The 18,952-nt window shown below is 64.3% G+C and carries 17 protein-coding genes and 1 pseudogene; 10 read left to right on the top strand and 8 right to left on the bottom strand.

The window, feature by feature from the left end; all coding sequences use genetic code 11:
* Positions 1-478: 478 nt before the first annotated feature.
* The gene (locus AC1DLO_RS21435) at positions 479-1,462 is read right to left on the bottom strand and encodes a hypothetical protein (protein WP_476914603.1); all 984 of its coding nucleotides are present in this window, start codon (positions 1,460-1,462) and stop codon (positions 479-481) included.
* A 6-nt stretch (positions 1,463-1,468) separates the two neighbouring features.
* Here AC1DLO_RS21435 and AC1DLO_RS21430 point away from each other — a divergent pair, with 6 nt between their 5' ends.
* The 9 genes from AC1DLO_RS21430 (at position 1,469) to xerD (ending at position 10,741) form a co-directional block, all read left to right on the top strand.
* Positions 1,469-2,299, top strand: coding sequence for a hypothetical protein (locus AC1DLO_RS21430; RefSeq protein ID WP_476891102.1), 831 nt, complete (start codon positions 1,469-1,471; stop codon positions 2,297-2,299).
* Positions 2,292-3,281: an HAD-IIA family hydrolase gene (locus AC1DLO_RS21425; RefSeq protein WP_476891101.1), complete on the top strand. Its 990-nt coding sequence runs from the start codon at positions 2,292-2,294 to the stop codon at positions 3,279-3,281. The genes AC1DLO_RS21430 and AC1DLO_RS21425 overlap by 8 nt, the downstream gene beginning before the upstream one ends.
* A 9-nt stretch (positions 3,282-3,290) precedes the next feature.
* Entirely contained in the window at positions 3,291-3,530 is a 240-nt protein-coding gene (locus AC1DLO_RS21420; protein ID WP_476891100.1) for a hypothetical protein, read from the top strand.
* A 2-nt stretch (positions 3,531-3,532) separates the two neighbouring features.
* Positions 3,533-4,345 (top strand): TlyA family RNA methyltransferase, encoded by an 813-nt coding sequence (locus tag AC1DLO_RS21415; protein ID WP_476891099.1) that lies wholly within the window; start codon positions 3,533-3,535, stop codon positions 4,343-4,345.
* 13 nt (positions 4,346-4,358) lie between these two features.
* A complete protein-coding gene (locus AC1DLO_RS21410) occupies positions 4,359-5,381 on the top strand; it encodes an NAD kinase (protein ID WP_476891098.1) in 1,023 nt (340 codons plus the stop codon).
* A gap of 3 nt (positions 5,382-5,384) precedes the next feature.
* Positions 5,385-7,124 carry a DNA repair protein RecN gene (gene recN / locus AC1DLO_RS21405; RefSeq protein WP_476891097.1) on the top strand — a complete coding sequence of 580 codons (1,740 nt, stop codon included), beginning with the start codon at positions 5,385-5,387 and terminating at the stop codon, positions 7,122-7,124.
* 219 nt (positions 7,125-7,343) lie between these two features.
* Entirely contained in the window at positions 7,344-9,086 is a 1,743-nt protein-coding gene (locus AC1DLO_RS21400; protein WP_476891096.1) for a CTP synthase, read from the top strand.
* A gap of 27 nt (positions 9,087-9,113) precedes the next feature.
* Positions 9,114-9,776 (top strand): NUDIX domain-containing protein, encoded by a 663-nt coding sequence (locus tag AC1DLO_RS21395; protein WP_476891095.1) that lies wholly within the window; start codon positions 9,114-9,116, stop codon positions 9,774-9,776.
* 2 nt (positions 9,777-9,778) lie between these two features.
* On the top strand, positions 9,779-10,741 hold the full coding sequence (gene xerD / locus AC1DLO_RS21390; protein WP_476891107.1) for a site-specific tyrosine recombinase XerD: 963 nt from the start codon (positions 9,779-9,781) through the stop codon (positions 10,739-10,741).
* 30 nt (positions 10,742-10,771) lie between these two features.
* Here xerD and AC1DLO_RS21385 read toward each other — a convergent pair whose 3' ends face one another.
* On the bottom strand, positions 10,772-11,494 hold the full coding sequence (locus AC1DLO_RS21385; protein WP_476891094.1) for a hypothetical protein: 723 nt from the start codon (positions 11,492-11,494) through the stop codon (positions 10,772-10,774).
* Between the two features lie 53 nt (positions 11,495-11,547).
* On the opposite strand from AC1DLO_RS21385, the gene AC1DLO_RS21380 reads away from it, so the two are divergent.
* A complete protein-coding gene (locus AC1DLO_RS21380; RefSeq protein WP_476891093.1) occupies positions 11,548-12,051 on the top strand; it encodes an 8-oxo-dGTP diphosphatase in 504 nt (167 codons plus the stop codon).
* Between the two features lie 76 nt (positions 12,052-12,127).
* Here the strand turns inward: AC1DLO_RS21380 and AC1DLO_RS21375 are convergent, their stop codons facing one another.
* From AC1DLO_RS21375 to AC1DLO_RS21350, 6 genes and pseudogenes are all read right to left on the bottom strand, one after another.
* Positions 12,128-13,279, bottom strand: a complete 1,152-nt coding sequence (locus AC1DLO_RS21375) for a bifunctional 2-methylcitrate synthase/citrate synthase (protein ID WP_476891092.1) — start codon at positions 13,277-13,279, stop codon at positions 12,128-12,130.
* A 70-nt stretch (positions 13,280-13,349) separates the two neighbouring features.
* Positions 13,350-14,258, bottom strand: a complete 909-nt coding sequence (prpB, locus tag AC1DLO_RS21370; protein WP_476891091.1) for a methylisocitrate lyase — start codon at positions 14,256-14,258, stop codon at positions 13,350-13,352.
* Complete coding sequence (locus tag AC1DLO_RS21365) at positions 14,259-15,779, bottom strand: MmgE/PrpD family protein (RefSeq protein WP_476891090.1); 1,521 nt, start codon at positions 15,777-15,779, stop codon at positions 14,259-14,261.
* Positions 15,724-16,430 (bottom strand): annotated as a pseudogene (locus AC1DLO_RS21360) (GntR family transcriptional regulator). The gene AC1DLO_RS21365 and the pseudogene AC1DLO_RS21360 overlap by 56 nt, the downstream one beginning before the upstream one ends.
* 132 nt (positions 16,431-16,562) lie before the next feature.
* The gene (locus AC1DLO_RS21355; RefSeq protein ID WP_476891089.1) at positions 16,563-17,276 is read right to left on the bottom strand and encodes a response regulator; all 714 of its coding nucleotides are present in this window, start codon (positions 17,274-17,276) and stop codon (positions 16,563-16,565) included.
* Positions 17,273-18,940, bottom strand: a complete 1,668-nt coding sequence (locus AC1DLO_RS21350) for a sensor histidine kinase (protein ID WP_476891088.1) — start codon at positions 18,938-18,940, stop codon at positions 17,273-17,275. Before AC1DLO_RS21350 ends, AC1DLO_RS21355 begins: the two co-directional genes overlap by 4 nt.
* Between the last annotated feature and the right edge of the window lie 12 nt (positions 18,941-18,952).

Here is an 18,952-nt window from a genome sequence, read left to right as displayed (position 1 = left end):
GAGCAACCGCTCCGCAAGCTCCTTCTGATCGATGATCTCTCCCGTCACAGGATCGATCATCACCCCTGTCATTGCGGTCGTGGACTCTGACACGGCCGTCTCCTTTCGGATCAGGCCGGACCTCACACACCGTTATTCAGACAGTCCCTACGTGAGCGAGCATCCCGCCGGGACCGCCGATAACTGCAGGAGCGTCCGGCCGGAAGGCCCCACACGTGAGCGAGCGTCCCGCCGGAAGGCCCCGGAAACTGCAGGAAGCGTCAAGAATTTAACCTTGGACCTGGCTTTGAGAGCCGGCCGCGAGACTGCCGGGCGGGCTGGAAGTTGTGATGCTTCCCACGGGGAGCTGAATAGGCGGTCCTCGAATGCGTTCGTGGATGGCTGGTCACCTAGAATTACATAAGAGATACGAGCCGGATCCCGGCGGCGTGAGAACAAAATAAGGATAAGAGCGGCTGCGCATGCGCCAGTGGTCAGCTCACAACAGGAGGAATCCATCATGGCTGAGCACAACGGCGGCAACCGCGGCAACTTCGGCGGTGGCCGAGGCGATCGTGGCCCGTTCCGCGCCAACAACAATTCCGGGGGCGACCCGCGAGGATTCCGTTCCAGGGACAACCGTGATCGCAACACTGGCGGTGATCGCGATCGTAAGCCCTTCGGCGACCGTCCGCGTCGTGATGGGGATGCGCGTCCGAGTTTTGGTGATCGCGATCGTAAGCCCTTCGGCGACCGTCCGCGCCGTGAAGGCGACGCACGGCCCAGCTTTGGTGACCGCGAYCGTAAGCCAACCGGCGACGGTGAGCGCCGTAGCTTTGGTGATCGCGATCGTAAGCCCTTCGGCGACCGTCCGCGCCGTGAAGGCGACGCACGGCCCAGCTTTGGYGACCGCGACCGTAAGCCAACCGGCGACGGTGAGCGCCGTAGCTTTGGTGATCGCGATCGTAAGCCCTTCGGCGACCGTCCGCGCCGTGAAGGCGATGCACGGCCCAGCTTTGGCGACCGCGATCGTAAGCCCTTTGGCGACCGCGATCGTAAGCCCTTTGGCGACCGCGATCGTAAGCCCTTTGGCGACCGCGATCGTAAGCCCTTTGGCGACCGCGATCGTAAGCCCTTTGGCGATCGCGATCGTAAGCCCTTTGGCGATCGCGATCGTAAGCCGTTTGGCGACCGCCCGCGCCGTGAAGGCGACGGTGAGCGCCGCAGCTTCGGCGATCGGCCCGAGCGCGGCCCCCGCAAGTTCGACGGCCCCCGTACCGACGGACGCAACTTCGGCGGCGGAACCCGTGAAGAGCGCCCCGCACGGGTGCCGAATGCGGCGGATCTCCGTAGTGCCAACCGCCCAGACCGCGATCGTTCCCCCGAGATCGACGACGACGTTACGGGCCAGGAACTCGACCGGGTCACCAAGCACCAGATCAAGACCCTTGAAGGCACCAATGCCGAATGGGTTTCCAAGCACCTTGTGATGGCCGGCCGTCTCATCGATATCGACCCTGAGCTGTCCTTCCAGCACGCCCTGGCCGCCAGCCGCCGTGGTGGCCGCTTGGCGGCCGTCCGTGAAGCCGTGGGCCTGACCGCCTACGCTGCTGGCCACTATGGCGAGGCGCTTCGCGAATTCCGCACGTACCGCCGGATCAGCGGATCCAACGTCCATTTGCCCCTCATGGCTGACTGCGAACGCGGTCTGGGGCGGCCGGACCGCGCGCTGGACGTCGTCCGTTCTCCCGAAGCACAAGACCTTGACGCCCCCGGCAAGGTTGAGCTCGCAATTGTGGCCTCCGGAGCCAGAACCGACCTTGGCCAGTTGGACGCCGCAGTGGCCGAGCTGGAGATCATTCAGCTCGACATCAACCGCGCCTTCTCCTACAGCCCGCGCCTGTTCCGCGCTTACGCTGACGCCCTGACGGCCGTGGGCCGCGCAGAGGAAGCCGGCAAGTGGCAACGCCAGGCAGTCGTTGCGGAGAATGCCCTCGGCGTAGGAGAGTTCGAAGACCCGGACATCATCGACCTCGGCGAAGACGATGAACGCGAAGCTCCCAAGCCCCGCTTCAGGAACTTCGACGAAAAACCCGAGCGAGCCGAAGAGCAAAGCACCGAGGCCGCCCCGGTACGCGCGGAGACAGTCCCCGATTCTGAAGCCCCGGAAGACGATGAAGTAGAACTCGACGACGTCGAGTCTGACTACTTTGAGTCCGACGACGCCGAGTCGGACCGCGATTCCGTCGAGGACACCGAAGAAGACGAAGAAGACGGGGAAGAGCTTTCCGAGGACGGCGAAGAGACCAAGAATGACTGAGGCCTCGCTGGTTTCGCATTTTGACGCAGTTCTGTCCGATCTGGACGGAGTTGTCTATGCGGGCCCGCACGCTATTCCTGGCGCTGTGGAATCCCTGCAGCGGCTTGAATCGGTGGGGGTGCGGCTTGGCTATGTGACCAATAACGCCTCCCGTACCCCTGCCCAGGTTGCGGCGCATCTTCGTGAGCTGGGGGCTCCGGCGGAAGACAACCAGGTGGTCAGCTCTTCGCAGGCTGCCGGAGACCTTCTGGCAGGACTCCTGGCTCCGGGTTCGCGCGTCATGATTACTGGCAGCGCGGCGTTGGCCCATGAGATAGAACTCGTCGGCCTCACGCCCGTCCACAGCGCCGAAGAAAAGCCAGTGGCTGTAGTCCAGGGCTTCAATCCGGAAATCGCGTGGAAAGATCTGGCCGAGGCGTCCTACGTCGTTGCAGCGGGTGCCCTTTGGGTCGCCACAAATACGGACATGTCCATCCCCCAGGCCCGCGGTATCGCTCCCGGAAACGGGACCCTCGTTGCCGCCGTCGCATCTGCCACGGGCAAGCAGCCGCGAGTCGCAGGCAAGCCGGAGGCACCTCTTTTCCACTCCGCCGCGCGGCGGCTGAAGTCCGAACGGCCGATCGTCGTCGGAGACCGTCTGGACACCGACATCCTCGGCGGCAACCGCGCGGGTTTCGCGACAGCCGCGGTCCTCACCGGCGTCGACACGCCCGGTTCCATTCTTGCTGCACGCAGCTCGGAGAGGCCCGGTTACCTGCTGGCGGATCTCACGGAACTGTACGAGCCGTACCCCGAGATCGTCGAGGAGGGCAGCGCCTTCCGTTGCGGAAAGGCAACTGCCCAAGTCCAGGACGGCCTGATCACCGTCTCCGGGTCCGAGAACGATCTGGACGCTTGGCGTGCCGCGTGTGCAGCCTGGTGGGCCGTCAATCCAGACGCGGCAGAGGCTACTTCGCCGCGGCTCGAATGGCTCGAAAACTAGACTGGTGCAATGAGCGAGTTGAACGATCTTCCGGAAAGCGCCGTCGAACCGAGCGCCGTCGAACCGGGCGCCGTCGAACTGCACGATGCTCCGTGGCCGGACGACACGGTCTCCACCGGTGATGCAGCCGTCGATTTGACCCTGGAAAGGCTGGCGGACATCCACTCCGTCGCAGTGGCCGAGCACAGCGTCATATACTCCGAGGTCCACGACTCCTTGTTGGCGGCCCTCAACGCCGACGAACGCTGAGCATGGTCAGGCTCGACCAGGAACTCGTCAGCCGTGGATTGGCGAGATCGCGTACTCATGCCGCGAAACTTATTGCGGACGGAAAAGTCAGTTCGGGAGGCAGCGTTCTCGCCAAGGCGGCACAACAGGTCTCCGAAGTGACCGAACTTGATGTTCAAGCCCACGCCGAGGACGTGTACGTCAGCCGTGCCGGCCACAAACTGGCCGGAGCGCTGGAGGCGTTCCCTTCGGTCGTCGTGGAAGGAAAACGATGCCTCGACGCCGGAGCCTCCACCGGTGGTTTTACTGACGTGCTGCTCCGGCAAGGTGCCGCGCACGTGGTGGCGGTCGACGTCGGGCATGACCAGTTGGCGCAGTCCCTGCGGAACGATCCCCGCGTAGCAGTCCATGAGGGCCTCAACGTCCGCTACATGACTCCGGAGCAGATCGGCGGCCCGGCCGCACTCACTGTGGCGGACCTCTCCTTCATTTCCCTCACCTTGGTTCTGCATCCGCTCGCGACATGCACCGAGCCCGGGGGAGACCTCGTGCTCATGGTGAAGCCGCAATTCGAGGTCGGCAAGGAACGGCTGAGCAGGACCGGAGTGGTCACATCGGACCACGAACGGCGGCGCGCGGTAGCCCAAGTCGCCAAAGCGGCCGTGGACGCCGGGCTTGAACTCTGCGGCCTGGCGCCGAGTCCCTTGCCCGGTCAGGACGGAAATGTGGAGTACTTCCTGTGGATAAGACGCAGGATTCAGGCGGACTTGCCTAAGATCGAAGAGCGGGACGAGGAAGTTGCTGCACTGATGGAAAGAATCTGGACCACCCACTAGAAAGCGGAACACCATGAGCAGGCGCGTTTTGGTCCTTGCCCACACCGGGCGTGAGGACTCCCTTCGCGCGGCCTGGGATGCCTGCGGGCAGCTCCACTACTCCGGCCTGATTCCCGTGATGCAGAAGTCTGAACTGGACGACATCGAGCGGTTCTTTGGTGTGGTGGATAAGCCGATCGAGATACTCCACGAGGATGTCCGGCTGGAGGACGTCGAACTCGTCATGGTTCTTGGCGGCGACGGCACCATCCTGCGCGCCGCCGAGCTGGTCCGCAACGTCGATGTTCCCCTGCTGGGCGTCAACCTCGGGCATGTCGGTTTCCTTGCCGAGAGCGAGCGGGCCGATCTTGCCCAGACCGTCGAGTGGATTGCCAGCCGTGAATACACGGTGGAAGAGCGCATGACCATCGATGTCCAGGTGTGGGTCCGTGGCCAGAAGATCTGGCATACCTGGGCCCTCAACGAAGCCGCGATTGAAAAGGCTGACCGGGAGCGCATGATCGAAGTGGTGACGGAAGTGGATGAACGTCCGCTGACGTCGTTCGGCTGTGATGGAGTGGTGCTTGCTACCCCTACGGGCTCCACGGCCTATGCCTTCTCATCCGGCGGCCCGGTGGTGTGGCCCGAGGTGGAGGCCCTGGTGATTGTCCCCATCAGCGCCCATGCCCTCTTCGCCAAACCCCTCGTGGTTTCGCCGCGGTCCAGGCTGGCCGTGGAGATCCTCAGCCGGACCGACGCCCAAGGCGTGCTTTGGTGCGATGGCCGTCGTTCCGTCGATCTGCCGCCCGGCGCCCGGATCGAAGTAACCCGGTCGACCCGGCCTGTACGGCTTGCCCGTACCCACCAGACCCCGTTTTCAGCGCGGCTCGTGCGAAAGTTTGAGCTCCCCATCCACGGCTGGCGGGGCCCGGCACCCCGTTCGGCGGACATCCACACCGGTCCTACCCCCGTGGTCAGGACTTTCAAGCCCAGCCCTTTGCCAACACCCCAGGATGTGCGGACAGGCAGAGCGGCCGATCCCACAAAGGAGATGTAAACCATGATCGAGGAACTCCGGATCCGTGATCTCGGCGTCATCACCGACGCCACGTTGCCGTTGGGGCCCGGCCTGAGCGTCGTCACGGGCGAAACCGGCGCCGGCAAGACCATGGTGGTCACCGCCGTCGGCCTCCTTCTGGGAGCGAGGTCGGACGCCGGCGCGGTGCGCTCCGGCGCCAAGTCAGCCTCCGCGGAGGCTCGGTTGTTGCTTGATCCGGCTCACGCCGCCGTGGAACGGGCCGTTGAGGCCGGCGGCGACGCTGAAGAGTACGACGGCGGCACCCAGCTCCTGCTTGCCCGCACAGTGGGCGCGGACGGCCGCAGCCGCGCCTTCGTGGGTGGCCGGTCGGCGCCTGTGGGCGTGTTGGCAGAACTTGGCGAAAGCCTGGTGGTGGTGCACGGCCAGTCGGACCAGATCCGGCTCAAGGGTGCCGTGGCGCAGCGGCACGCGCTGGACCGCTTCGCCGGGGCCGATCTCGCCGCGGCGCTGACTGAATATCAGGAACTTTACCGTCATTGGAGGTCCAGCCAGACGGAGCTCGATACACTCCGCGGCGAGGCCCGGGAAAGGCTGCGCGAGGCGGAATCGCTCGCGGTAGCACTCCAAGAAATCGACGACGTCGACCCCCAACCGGGCGAGGACGATTCCCTCAAGGCCGAGGCCGTGAAATTGGCCAACGTGGAAGAACTCCGCATCGCCGCCGCAGCAGCACATGAAGCACTGATCTCGGAGGAATTCGGCGAAACAGCCGATGCCACGACGCTGGTTGACTCGGCCAAACGGGCGCTGGACCAGGTTTCGGAGCATGACGAAGCGTTGGCGGGGGCCGCCACGCGGCTCGCTGAGATCGGCTTCCTCATCAACGACATCGCGGGGGAGCTGTCCAGCTACCAGGCCTCCTTGGACTCCGAAGGACCCGAACGCTTGTCGGAGATCGAGGACCGGCGTGCAGCGCTGGCCAAACTCATCCGGAAGTACGCCCCGAGCATCGATGAAGTGCTCGAATGGGCGGAAGTGTCGAGGGTCCGCCTGGACGAACTGCAGGACGATTCCAGCAGAATCGAAGCCCTCGACGCCGAAGTGACCGCCGCAGAGGCCACGCTGCGGAAACAGGCCGCCCGGATCTCCAAGGCGCGCTCGAAGGCCGCCAAGGAGCTCTCCGCGCGTGTGAGTGCGGAACTCAGTGCCTTGGCGATGGCGGATGCCACCTTGGTGATCGAGGTGGACAGCGAAGGGGAGTTGGGGCCGCACGGCATCGACGACATTTCCTTCCTGCTGCAGCCGCACTCAGGTGCGCCTGCCCGTCCGCTCGGCAAGGGGGCGTCCGGTGGTGAGTTGTCCCGCGTCATGCTCGCCATCGAGGTGGTACTGGCTGCAGTGGATCCTGTGCCGACGTTTGTCTTTGACGAAGTAGATGCTGGAGTGGGTGGGCGTGCCGCGGTCGAGATCGGACGCCGGCTTGCCATGCTGGCCCGCCACGTCCAAGTGCTGGTGGTAACCCATCTGCCGCAGGTGGCCGCCTTCGCCGACCAACATATCCGCGTGACCAAGACCTCCGTCAGGGGGAGTGACGGCAAGACTGCCTCTGGCTTCACCTCCAGCGACGTCCAGCTCCTCGACGACGAAGAACGCGTAAAGGAGCTTGCCAGGATGCTGGCAGGGCAGGAAGACTCGGAGTCTGCGCGTGCGCACGCCCAGGAACTGTTGGACGACGCCAAGCTTCTGCCCCAGCAGGCTTAGCCGGCTAGCTCTGACGCAGGACTGCCGTAGGACATCAGTCACATCCCGGGCTTGCCGTGCCCGGACCGGCTCACGCGAAGGGTACTGCCGAGCCGGGGATCCGAGCGCCTGACCCGTTTTTACCGGTTCGGGCGGACTTTGCTCTTGATCCTGGCCCGATGGCAGGGGACTATTGAGCATTTGGGAAAACGGCTAGCGGATCCTTTGGAGGCGCAATTGATGATAGGCTCGAATTCCGTGGTGCAGCGATCAAATTCCCGTGTAAATTCCCGGTTCCCGGGCTCGTCCAAGACGACCAAACACATCTTTGTCACTGGCGGTGTGGCGTCCTCGCTCGGTAAGGGGCTGACGGCTTCGAGCCTCGGCCATCTGCTGCGGGCACGCGGTTTGTCTGTAACTATGCAGAAGCTGGATCCCTATTTGAACGTGGATCCGGGCACGATGAACCCCTTCCAACACGGCGAAGTCTTCGTCACTGACGACGGCGCCGAAACCGACCTCGACATCGGACACTACGAGCGCTTCCTCGATGAAAACCTTGAGGGTTCGGCCAACGTCACGACCGGCCAGATCTACTCGACAGTCATCGCCAAGGAACGGCGTGGTGAGTACCTCGGCGACACCGTCCAGGTCATCCCGCACATCACGGATGAGATCAAGCGCCGCATGCGCCTCCCCGCTGAGGGCAAGAACGCTCCTGATGTCATCATCACTGAAATCGGCGGAACGGTTGGCGACATCGAGTCGCAGCCTTTCCTCGAGTCCGCACGCCAGGTCCGCCAGGACATCGGCCGCAACAACGTCTTTTTCCTGCACGTCTCCTTGGTGCCGTACATCGGCCCCTCGCAGGAACTGAAGACCAAGCCAACGCAGCACTCGGTTGCCGCCTTGCGCTCCCTAGGCATCCAGCCGGAAGCGATCGTGATCCGTTCGGACCGCGAAGTGCCCGACGCTATGCGGGAAAAGATCGGCCGCATGTGCGACGTCGACATTGACGCCGTGGTCAACGCCGCCGACGCTCCCAGCATCTACGACATTCCCAAGACGCTGCACTCCCAGGGCCTTGACTCCTACGTCGTCCGAGCCCTGGACCTCCCGTTCAAGGACGTCGACTGGACCAGCTGGGACAAGCTCCTCGAAGCTGTCCACAACCCCAAGCACCACGTTGAAGTTGCCCTCGTGGGCAAGTACATCGACCTCCCGGACGCTTACCTGTCCGTGACCGAGGCCTTGCGTGCCGGCGGTTTCGCGAACGAAACCAAGGTCAAGATCCGTTGGGTCCCGTCCGACGAGTGTGAAACCCTCGAAGGCGCCACCAAGTCCTTGGCCGGCGTCGATGCGATTTGTGTTCCCGGCGGCTTCGGTATCCGGGGCCTGGAGGGCAAGCTCGGCGCGCTCAAGTTCGCCCGCGAGACGAGGCTTCCGGTGCTGGGCCTTTGCCTCGGTCTTCAGTGCATGGTCATCGAGTACGCCCGCAATGTGGTCGGCCTCGAGGGTGCGTCTTCCAGCGAATTCGAGCCTGACTCCAAGTACCCTGTCATCGCCACCATGGAAGAACAGCTTGACATCGTGGACGGCAAGGGCGACCTGGGCGGCACCATGCGCTTGGGCCTCTATGAAGCCAAGCTGGACGAAGGCTCCGTGGTTGCCGAGACCTATGGGGCAACGACGGTCAGCGAGCGTCACCGCCACCGCTACGAAGTGAACAACAAGTACCGCGAGCAGATCGCGGCCGAGGGTTTGGTGTTCTCCGGAACGTCTCCCGATGGCAAGCTGGTTGAGTACGTGGAACTGCCGCGCGAGGTACACCCGTACTACGTGGCAACGCAGGCCCACCCGGAGCTCAGCTCCCGCCCCACGCGCCCGCACCCGCTGTTTGCGGGCCTCGTAAAGGCTGCGCTGGAGCGCCAAGCAGGCGTTGATTCGGCTGCGAAGTCGGCTCGCAAGGTAGCTGCGAAGTAATCGCTCACTCAAACGAAGGACGGCGCGATGCCCGGTATTTCTGAAACCCCCAGTTCTTTTCGGAAGGTTTCGGACATGCCGAGCCCGCGCCGTCTTTTGTCGTCCAACAAGGTCTACGAGGGCCGAGTTTGGGACGTCGTCAGCGATGCCTTCGAGCTGGGCGAAGACACCGGGACTTTGGTCCGCGACTACATCGACCATCCTGGCGCCGTCGCAGTGTTGCCGATGAATGTCGACGGCGAAATCCTGTTGATCAAGCAATATCGCCACCCGGTCGGCATGGATCTGTGGGAGATTCCGGCCGGGCTTCTTGACGTGGCAGGCGAAGAATTTGTGGTGGGTGCCGCCCGGGAGCTGGCGGAGGAGGCCGATCTTACGGCTGCTACGTGGAATGTCCTGGTGGACTTCTTCAATTCGCCTGGATCTTCGAGCGAGGCGATCCGTATCTATCTGGCGCGGGGACTGGGTGATGTCCCCGAGACCGAACGGCACGTCCGCACGGAAGAGGAATCGGAAATCGAGCTGGTGTGGGTGCCGCTCGACGAAGCTGTTTTGGCAGTGCTGGAGGGCCGCTTGCACAACCCGTCCGCCGTCGTCGGGATCCTTGCCGCCGCGGCCGCCCGCGCCGATGGTTTCAGGAGCCTGCGTCCGGCCAATGCCCCGTGGCCAGCCCACCCGAGCCAGCGCTGACCATGCCTCAGCTTGCGGAGACCCGGATTCAAACTGCCATTGACCGGGCCGTCACGGGGTACCTGCAGCACCTTGGCGTGGAACGCGGACTCGCAAGCAACACGTTGTCCGCCTACCGTCGGGATCTGTCCCGCTATTCGAACTTCCTGGCAGCATCCGGCGTCGACAAACCGGGCAGTATCTCCCGCCACGACGTCACCGCCTTCGTCCAGGCACTCGCCGACGGCTCGGATGGTGGTGCCGCTCTCGGCGTCCGCTCAGCTGCCCGCACGGTAGTTGCCGTCCGTGGGCTCCATAAGTTTTGGGCCTTGGAAGGGACGACGACGGCGGACCCCGCCAGCGACGTCCACCCGCCAATGCCAGGCAAACGCCTGCCGAAGGCCATTAGTGTCGGCGAAGTGACCCGGATCCTCGAAGCGGCCGGTGCCGATACCGCCACCGGGTTGAGGGACCGGGCCCTTTTGGAGTTCCTCTACTCCACGGGCGCCCGGATCAGCGAAGCTGTGGGGCTCGACGTCGACGATGTCTCCCTCGAAGCGGAAGCCGATGGGCCGGCGATCGTGCGGCTCTTCGGAAAAGGCTCCAAGGAGCGGCTGGTGCCGTTGGGGTCCTACGGCGCTCGAGCAGTCGGGTCCTATGTGGTTCGCGGACGGCCCGCGTTGGCCGCCAAAGGAAAGGGCACCCCTGCACTGTTCCTGAATGCCCGCGGAGGCCGGATCAGCCGACAGAGCGCCTGGACCATTCTTAAGACCGCGGCGGAGAAGGCCAACATCACCAAGGACGTCTCCCCTCACACCCTCCGGCATTCCTTCGCCACGCACCTGCTTGAAGGCGGCGCGGACGTCCGTGTGGTGCAGGAACTCCTGGGCCACGCCTCGGTGACCACCACGCAGGTGTACACCTTGGTTACCGCCGACACCTTGCGCGAGGTGTACGCAGCCGCGCATCCGCGGGCGCTCGGCTGACCCAGGCCACTTATCGCGGGCTGGTAGCGGTTACGCCAAGACCTTGAATGTCAGCTCCACCGCACTCAAGAACAGAGCCAGGACAGACATGCCCAGTCCGGCCACGAGAAGAAGCCCCGGGTGGGCCAGACCCACTACGACTCGCCGTAGCCTCGGCCGGGAGCGCAGGAATTTCTTTGGCACCCGTGAGCTGGCGGGACTTTGGCTCCAGCCACGCAGACGACGCAGAAACCAGGCGCAGCGGACGATAAATGCCATCCACAGCACGGAAATGACAAGAGGGACTGCTGCCACGAGCAAGTTGAAGCCTAAGGACGTGACTTCGCGCTCGGAATTTCCGGCTGCGGCCTGCACGGTGGTGGAGATGGAGGCGCTCATGATCACCGAAATGCCCCACACCAGGAAAGCCGTCACCAAGGCAAGGAACCGCACGAAGAAATGGCCCAGCACTGATTCGCTCTGGGGTTTCAAATGCCTGCGGGGAGTCGCGTTCAACACTGCAAGGGTGGACAGCAGGGTCGGTAGTGCCGCCATGCCGACCAACAGGTACCAGCTCCAACCGGCTATGTCGAGGAACTCATCGAGGACGATCAACAATGCCCAGAATCCGGTCCATGCCCACCCGGCGTAGAGCGGATGCCGGACCACCCAGTCAGGCAGCCAGGCATCGGCTGCCGGCCTTGTCGGGGTGACGTTCTCTCCTGGCGGGGAACCCGCCGTCGTCGTCGGCCCTTCACCCCCGTCCACGCTCATGGGCCAACTGTAGCAAGGACACGTGCGCTGACCCGCGGAGTTAGGCTTGGTCAATGACTGCAGCCCACGTCACCCTTTGCTTCCTGCTCCGCGACGGCGACGCCGGCAAGGAAGTGCTCCTTGGCCGGAAGAAGACCGGCTTCGGCACCGGGAAGATTGTGGGCGTCGGCGGGCACGTAGAATCCGGAGAGACAGCCGCCGAGGCTGTATGCCGGGAGGTCGACGAAGAGATATTCGTCCATGTGGAAGAAGAACATCTCATTCCTGCCGGGACAGTGGACTTCGTGTTCCCCGCCAAGGCCGAGTGGAACATGTTCACCACGGTGTACCTGACAGAGCAATGGACCGGTGAACCGGCCGAAAGCGATGAAATCGCCCCACAGTGGTACCGGGTGTCGGGACTACCCGTCGAACAGATGTGGGCCGACGCCGAACACTGGTTGCCTGCCATGATTTCCGGCCAGCGCATCGCAGTGGAGGTCGTGCTCGCCGATGACAACGAAAGCGTCGCCGAAGTGCACACCGCCGAGTGGCTGGATTCGGGAGCAGCACGTTAGCCTTCGGATAAATACAAGAACGACGACGGGCCGGCACCCCACGGAGGTGGCCGGCCCGTCGTCGCACCTTCAGAAATTACGGCAAGTGCCGTTCGTCCACGCCGTTGTATTCGCTGAGCGGGCGGATGAGGGAATTCGATCCGAGTTGCTCCATGATATGCGCGGTCCAGCCGGTGATGCGGCTAGCGACGAACAACGGGGTGAAGGTCGGGGTGTCGAAACCCATGAGGTGGTAAGTAGGCCCGGCGGGGTAGTCAAGGTTTGGCTTGATCGCCTTGGCCTCGTCCATGGCCTGTTCGAGGCCGTTGTACAGGCCTAGGATTTCCGGCCGGCCATAGTGGGCGATCATCTTGTCCAGTGCGGCCTTCATGGTGGGCACGCGGGAGTCGCCGTGCTTGTAGACGCGGTGCCCGAATCCCATGACCTTCTTCTTCTGCGCCAAGGCGTGTTCCATCCAGGTCTTTGCCCGGCTGGCGGCGTCTTCAAGCGATTCCTCGGTGCGGATGCCGATTTCTTCGAAGGTATGCATGACGGCCTCGTTGGCGCCGCCGTGCAAAGGTCCCTTGAGGGCACCGATCGCCGCGGTGACCGCGGAGTGCAGATCCGAGAGAGTGGAGGTGACAACACGGGCCGTGAAGGTGGACGCGTTGAAGGAGTGCTCGGCGTAGAGGATCATCGAGACGTTGAACGCCTTCACAACCTCTTCCACCGGGTCCTCGCCGAAGGTCATCCACAGGAAGTTCGCGGAGTAGCCAAGGTCGTCCCTCGGCGCGACGGGTTCGATGGGCTGTCCGTCCGCGCGTCGGCGGCGCTGGTCGTAGGCAACCACCGCAGGCATGGCGGCGAACAGGTCAATTGCCTTGGTCATGTTGGCTTCCGGCGTGGAAACCTCGGCCAGCGGGTGCCGTGCCCCCAGCACCGAAGCGGCCGTGCGGCAGACATCCATGGGGTGGGCCGTCGTCGGGAGCGTATCGATGACCTGCTTCACCACAGGGTCAAGGGCGCGGCCCGCGCGCTCGCGGGCTGTGAATTCTGCAAGTTCTTCCGGCGCGGGCAACTCACCGTTCCACAGCAGGAAGGCAACTTCCTCGAAGCTGCACTTGGCGGCGAGTTCCTGCACGGGATATCCGCGGTACAGCAGCGAGTTGGTGTCCGGGTTGACCTTGGAGATCGCGGTGTAGTCAACCACGACGCCGGCCAGGCCCTTCTTGATCTCTTCAGCAGCCATGCTGAACTCCTTCGTTCATCGGCAAGCACTCCAGGATGACCGGAGCGCCTGCATCCCTTGGTTGATCCAGTTACCGGCTGAGCCCAGGAACCTGGAAGTTGAAAACGCTCGTGTCGAAGTGGTTGTAGGCCTCGTAGTCCACGAGGTCATAGAGCCGCGCACGGGTGAGCATGTTCTCCACCTGCGCCTCCTGCGTTCCTGTGGCCTTGATCGTTTCCAGCGTACGCTCTGCAGCCCCCATGGCAATGCGGAGCAGGGTGACCGGGTAGATCACCATGTTCACGCCGACGCCCTGGAGCTGTTCCACCGTGAATAGATCACTCTTGCCGAACTCGGTCATGTTGGCCAGGATCGGCACATCCACTGCATCACGGATGGCTTGGAACTCGCTGAGATCCTTCATGGCTTCCGGGAAGATCGCGTCAGCGCCGGCGTCGACGAGTGCCCGCGCACGCTCCTGGGCGGCCTCAATGCCGTCGACGGCGCGGATGTCGGTGCGGGCCATGATGAGGAAGTTCGGGTCCCGGCGGGCGTCGGCCGCGGCGCGGATGCGTTTGGCGGCGGTGTCGACGTCGACGACGTTCTTGCCGTCCAGGTGCCCGCAGCGTTTCGGGTTGAATTGGTCCTCGATGTGGCAGCCGGCGAGTCCGGCGTTCTCGAGTTCCTGGATGGTGCGGGCGACGTTCATCGGCTCGCCGAATCCGGTGTCCGCGTCCACTAGGCACGGGAGTTCGGTCATGCGGGCGATCTGGCCGGCCCGGGTGGCGACCTCCGTAAGTGTCGTGAGCCCGATGTCGGGCAGGCCGAGGTCGTTGGCGAGGACGGCACCGGAAATGTAGACGCCGGGAAAGCCTTTCTCTTCGATCAGTCGTGCCGAGAGCGGGTTGAAGGCGCCTGGGAACTGGACGATGGTCCCGGAGGCGAGCATCTTGCGCAGGGCGAGGCGCTTCTGCTCCGGGGTGGTCTTGGAGTAGAGCATCTAGAACAGTCCCTTCGGTGCGGCGGCGAGGTCGATGACGCCGGGTGCGGCGGTGATGTTCAGTTGGTCCAGTTCGCCCGGGCCCAGTTCCGGGAGGCGCTCGACGGCGGTGAGGAACCTTTCGATCTCGGACGCCTCGACCAAACCGGTAGCAAGGGTGCGGAACTTGTCGATGTATTGCTGGCGGGCGAACGGCCGGGCGCCGAGCGGGTGGGCGTCGGCCACGGCGATCGATTCGGTGATGACTGTGCCGTCGTTGAGGGTGATGACCACGGTGCCGCCGAAGGCCTTTTCCGCGATGTCCAGGGAGTGGTAGCGGCGGGTCCATTCGGGGTCTTCCACGGTGGTGACCTTGTGCCAGAGTTCCACAGTGTCCGGGCGGCCGGCGCGTTCGGGTGCGTAGGAGTCGACGTGGTGCCAGGTGCCGTCCTGCAGGGCGACGGTGAAGATGTACGGGATCGAGTGGTCGAGGGTTTCCCGGGAGGCGGTGGGCGAGTACTTCTGGGGGTCGTTGGCGCCGGAGCCGATCACGTAGTGCGTGTGGTGGCTGGTCTTGATGACGACGGAGGCCACGTTGGCCGGGTCAGTAGCCTCGGGGTGTTCCTTGTGGAGTTTGCGGGCGAGGTCGATCCAGGCCTGGGCCTGGTATTCGGCGGAGTGTTCCTTGGTGTAGGTGTCAAGGATGGCCCGCTTTGCCTCCCCGGCCTCGGGCAGCGGGACCTCGTAGGACGCGTCCGGGCCGTCCAGCATCCAGGCGATGACGCCGTCTTCGCCTTCGTAGATGGGCACGGGGGAGGTCTGGCCGCGCATGGCCCGGTCCGCGGCTTCCACGGCCATTTTGCCGGCGAACGCGGGGGCATGGGCCTTCCAGGTGGAGATTTCGCCCTTGCGGGACTGGCGAGTGGCCGTGGTGGTGTGCAGGGCCTGGCCGACGGACTGGAAGATCGTTTCGACGTCCAGGCCCAGGAGGGTGCCGATGCCGGCGGCGGCGGAGGGGCCGAGGTGGGCTACGTGGTCGATCTTGTGCTGGTGCAGGCAGATGGCCTTGACCAGGTTCACCTGGATTTCGTAGCCGGTGGCGATGCCGCGGATCAGGTCCTTGCCGCTGGAGCCGACGTGCTGGGCCACGGCGAGGATCGGGGGAATGTTGTCGCCGGGGTGGGAGTAGTCCGCGGCCAAGAAGGTGTCGTGGTAGTCGAGTTCCCGGACGGCGACGCCGTTGGCCCAGGCGGCCCACTCGGGGGAGACCTTGTCGCTGATCCCGAAGACGGAGGAGCCCTTTCCGTTGGTGGTCGGTGAGTGGGTCAGGGCCTGGGCCCGTGCAGCGATGATCGGGGCACGGTTAAGGGAGGCAATGGCGACGGAGGCATTGTCGATGATCCGGTTGATGATCATTTCCGCAACCAGGGGAGTCACTTCGACGGGGTCGGCGGCGACCGTGGCGATCTTGTGCGCCAACTGCTGCTCACGAGGCAGGTTCTCTTCGCTCTCGTAGACGCGGACGTGGTTGTTCTTCACCATGGTGCTCCTTTAGTGAGGTGTGTGGGTGGCTTTGACGTGGGAAAGACTGCGGTGCAGATGGAGGGTGGTGGCGGCTTCGGCGAGCCTGGGGTTGCCTGCCGCGATGGCTTCGGCGATCGCGGCGTGCTCGGCCGCGGCAGCATGGAGGCGTTCGGCGTCGTCGGCAGCGAGGCGGCGGACCCGCACCAGGTGGACGCGCAGGCTGCGCATGGCCTGGGCGAGGTAGGAATTGGAGATGGCTTCGTCGATCGCTTCGTCGAGCCTTCCCACCAAGGCGTAGTAGTCGTGCCGGGCGGGATCGCTGTCGTTGAGCAACTCCGGAGCCCGGAGGAGTTCGGCGTGGAGTTGGGCGAACACCGGGCGTTCGCCGCGTTCCGCGGCGAGGGCGGCGGCTTTGCCTTCCAGGGTTTCGCGCAGCTCGAACAGTTCGTCAATGTCGTCGAGGGAGATGTCGGTGACGACGACGCCGCGGCCGCCTGCCGCCGTCGTCAGCCCTTCCGCGTTGAGCCGGCTCAGCGCCTCCCGGACGGGCGTGCGGGACACGCCCAGGCGTTCGGATTGTTCCACTTCAGCGAGGACGGTGCCGGGGGCGAGCCGCCACTCAATGATGTCTTCACGCAGGGCCGCATAGGCTCTGTCGCTGGCACGCATGGGCCCTCCTTCACTGGGCGGATGTCCTCAGTGTATACATAAACTGCGATCAAGCCTAGCTTTACTCGATTATTAGGCTAAATGTTCGATCTGTGTATACATAACGTTAATTGCACGCCCTGCGGGTGGGGGCTAGCTCCGGTTCCAGCGGTACTCATTTTCGGGTCGTCCTGGAGTGCCGTAGCGCGGATTCCTGGTCACCAACCCGGCGTCGGCCAAGTACTCGAGGTAGCGGCGCACAGTGACCCGGGACATACCAACGGCTTCTGTTGCCTCACTGGCGGAGATAGCGCGGCCGAGGCCCGCCAGAAGGTCTTTGACGGAGTCCAGGCTGTGGGCGGAAAGACCTTTGGGCAATGGGAGCTCGGTGGGTGCGCGGAGGCTCGCGAACGCCTGGTCAACATCGCTTTGCGACGCTCCACTGGCACGCGCACCCGACGCCGGTGCCGCAAGTTGCTCGCGGAACGTGCGGTAGCTGGCGAGCTTGTCCGCAAACGTTGCGAAGGTGAACGGCTTGATCAGGTATTGCACCACGCCGATCGACACGGCGCTGCGGACAATGTTCACTTCCCGGACGGCGGTGATGGCGATGATGTCGGCAAGCAGCCCCGAAGCGCGCATCCGGCGCGCAACATCCAGTCCGTGGAGGTCCGGTAGGTTCATGTCGAGCAGCACAAGATCCACCGGCTGTCCGGCGGCGGCGAAATCGTTGAGTAGCCGCAGTGCCGATTGCCCGTCCAGGGCTGTTCCAACGACCGTGAAGCCGTCAATTCGGCCGACGTAGACGCCATGGGCATCGGCGGCGATGGGTTCGTCCTCGACAACGAGGACGCGGATATCGGTCATTCGGCTTCTTTCCTGGAGTCCGGCGCGGGGAGCACCACACGGAACAACGCACCGCCCAATGCGCTGGTGGATTCGCTGATGGACAGCGTACCGCCCAGCCGCTGCACCGCTTGCCGCACCAGGGCCAGGCCAACGCCGCGGGAAGGAGCTCCCGGTCCCGCGCTTTGTCCAATTCCGGCTGCTTTGGTGCTGTATCCGTACTGCCAGACGTCGTCCACGATGCCAGGATCGATGCCGTGGCCGGAATCGACAACCGTGAACGTGGTTCCTCCAGGTCCGGACTCAATGCCCAGTTCCACTTTCCGCGGCGGGGGAGCAGCGGCCGCGGCATCGAGCGCGTTGTCCAACAGGTTGCCCAAGATTGTCACCAAGTCTTGGACGGCCAAGCCCTGAAGGCCGTCCCCGCCGGACACCGTGACCGTGAGCTCGGCTCCGCGTTCGTGTGCCTCGGCAGATTTCCCCATGATGAGTGCACTCAGGACAGGTTCGTCCACTGATGCCACCAGATGGTCGGTCAACTGTTGGCTTAGCTCGAGATCCTTGGTGGCAAAATCCAAGGCGTCAGTGGTGCGCCCGAGCTCCATCAGGGAAACGATCGTGTGCAACCGGTTGGCGTGTTCATGGGTCTGGGCCCGCAAAGCGTCGGACAAGGTCTTCATGGTCTCCAGTTCGCTGCCCAAGGACTCGATTTCCGTGCGGTCCCGGAGCGTGGCTACGGTACCGAACACCGCAGGGCGCTGCCGGCCCCTCATGCTCGGCGGCCCCACCGCTGGCGCCTGGTTGACCACCAGGATTCGTGAGCCAGTGAGGTGGATTTCGTCGTGCGCCGTGCGGCCGGATTCGAAGAGACCGTGGAGGCTGGCATCCAGGGGCAGATCGGAAAGCCGAGGGGCGGCCCCCGCGGCGGGATCGACGTCGGACCGTTCCAGTCCCAGCAGCTCCGCGGCCTGGTCGTTGTACATGACCACCCTGCCGCCCGTGTCGATCAGCACTACACCTTCGCGGACCGAATGCAGAACGGACTCGTAGTACGCGAACAGCTGTGCCAATTGCTCGGGTCCCCAACCTCGCGTGACCGAACGCAGGTAGCGGCCCAGCAACCAGGAGGCCAGGGAGCCCCCTCCGAGCATGGCGAGGGAGATGGCGATGATTGCCGTGAGTCGCGCTGAGACGGCGATGTCCACCGTTCGCACCGTGACACCTGCGGCCACGAGGGCCCGGACTGTTCCGGATGAATCCTGCACGGGGACGATGGTGCGTACCGACGGGCCGAGGGTGCCCGCGGTGACTTCGGTGAAGGTTTGGCCATGCAATGCCGGATCAATGGTGCCGATGTAGGGTTTGCCGATTTCGTCGGGGTTCGCGTGGGTCCAGCGGGTCCGATCCGGCGCCATGATGGTGATGAAGTCGGCATGGGCATTGGCCATCACCACCAAGGCGTATGGCTGTAGGGTAGCGGACGGGTTCGGAGTGCCGGCGGCTTGAAGCACGAGGGGATTGGCTGCAATCGCGGCGGCCACGGCCTGCATACGCTGCCCGGCGTCGTTGTAGGCCCGGTCCCTGGCGTCCACGAATGCCGCCGTTCCTACGATCGCGGTGAGCGCCAGGATGAACAGCAGATTTGCCACAAAGAGTCTCCTGGCAATGCTCCAGCGTCGGATCACGCGCCTCTCCTT

The organism is Arthrobacter sp. 01T419 (assembly GCF_056398865.1).
The sequence above is the reverse complement of the archived record's forward strand: the minus strand, read 5'-3'. Positions and strand labels throughout refer to the sequence as shown.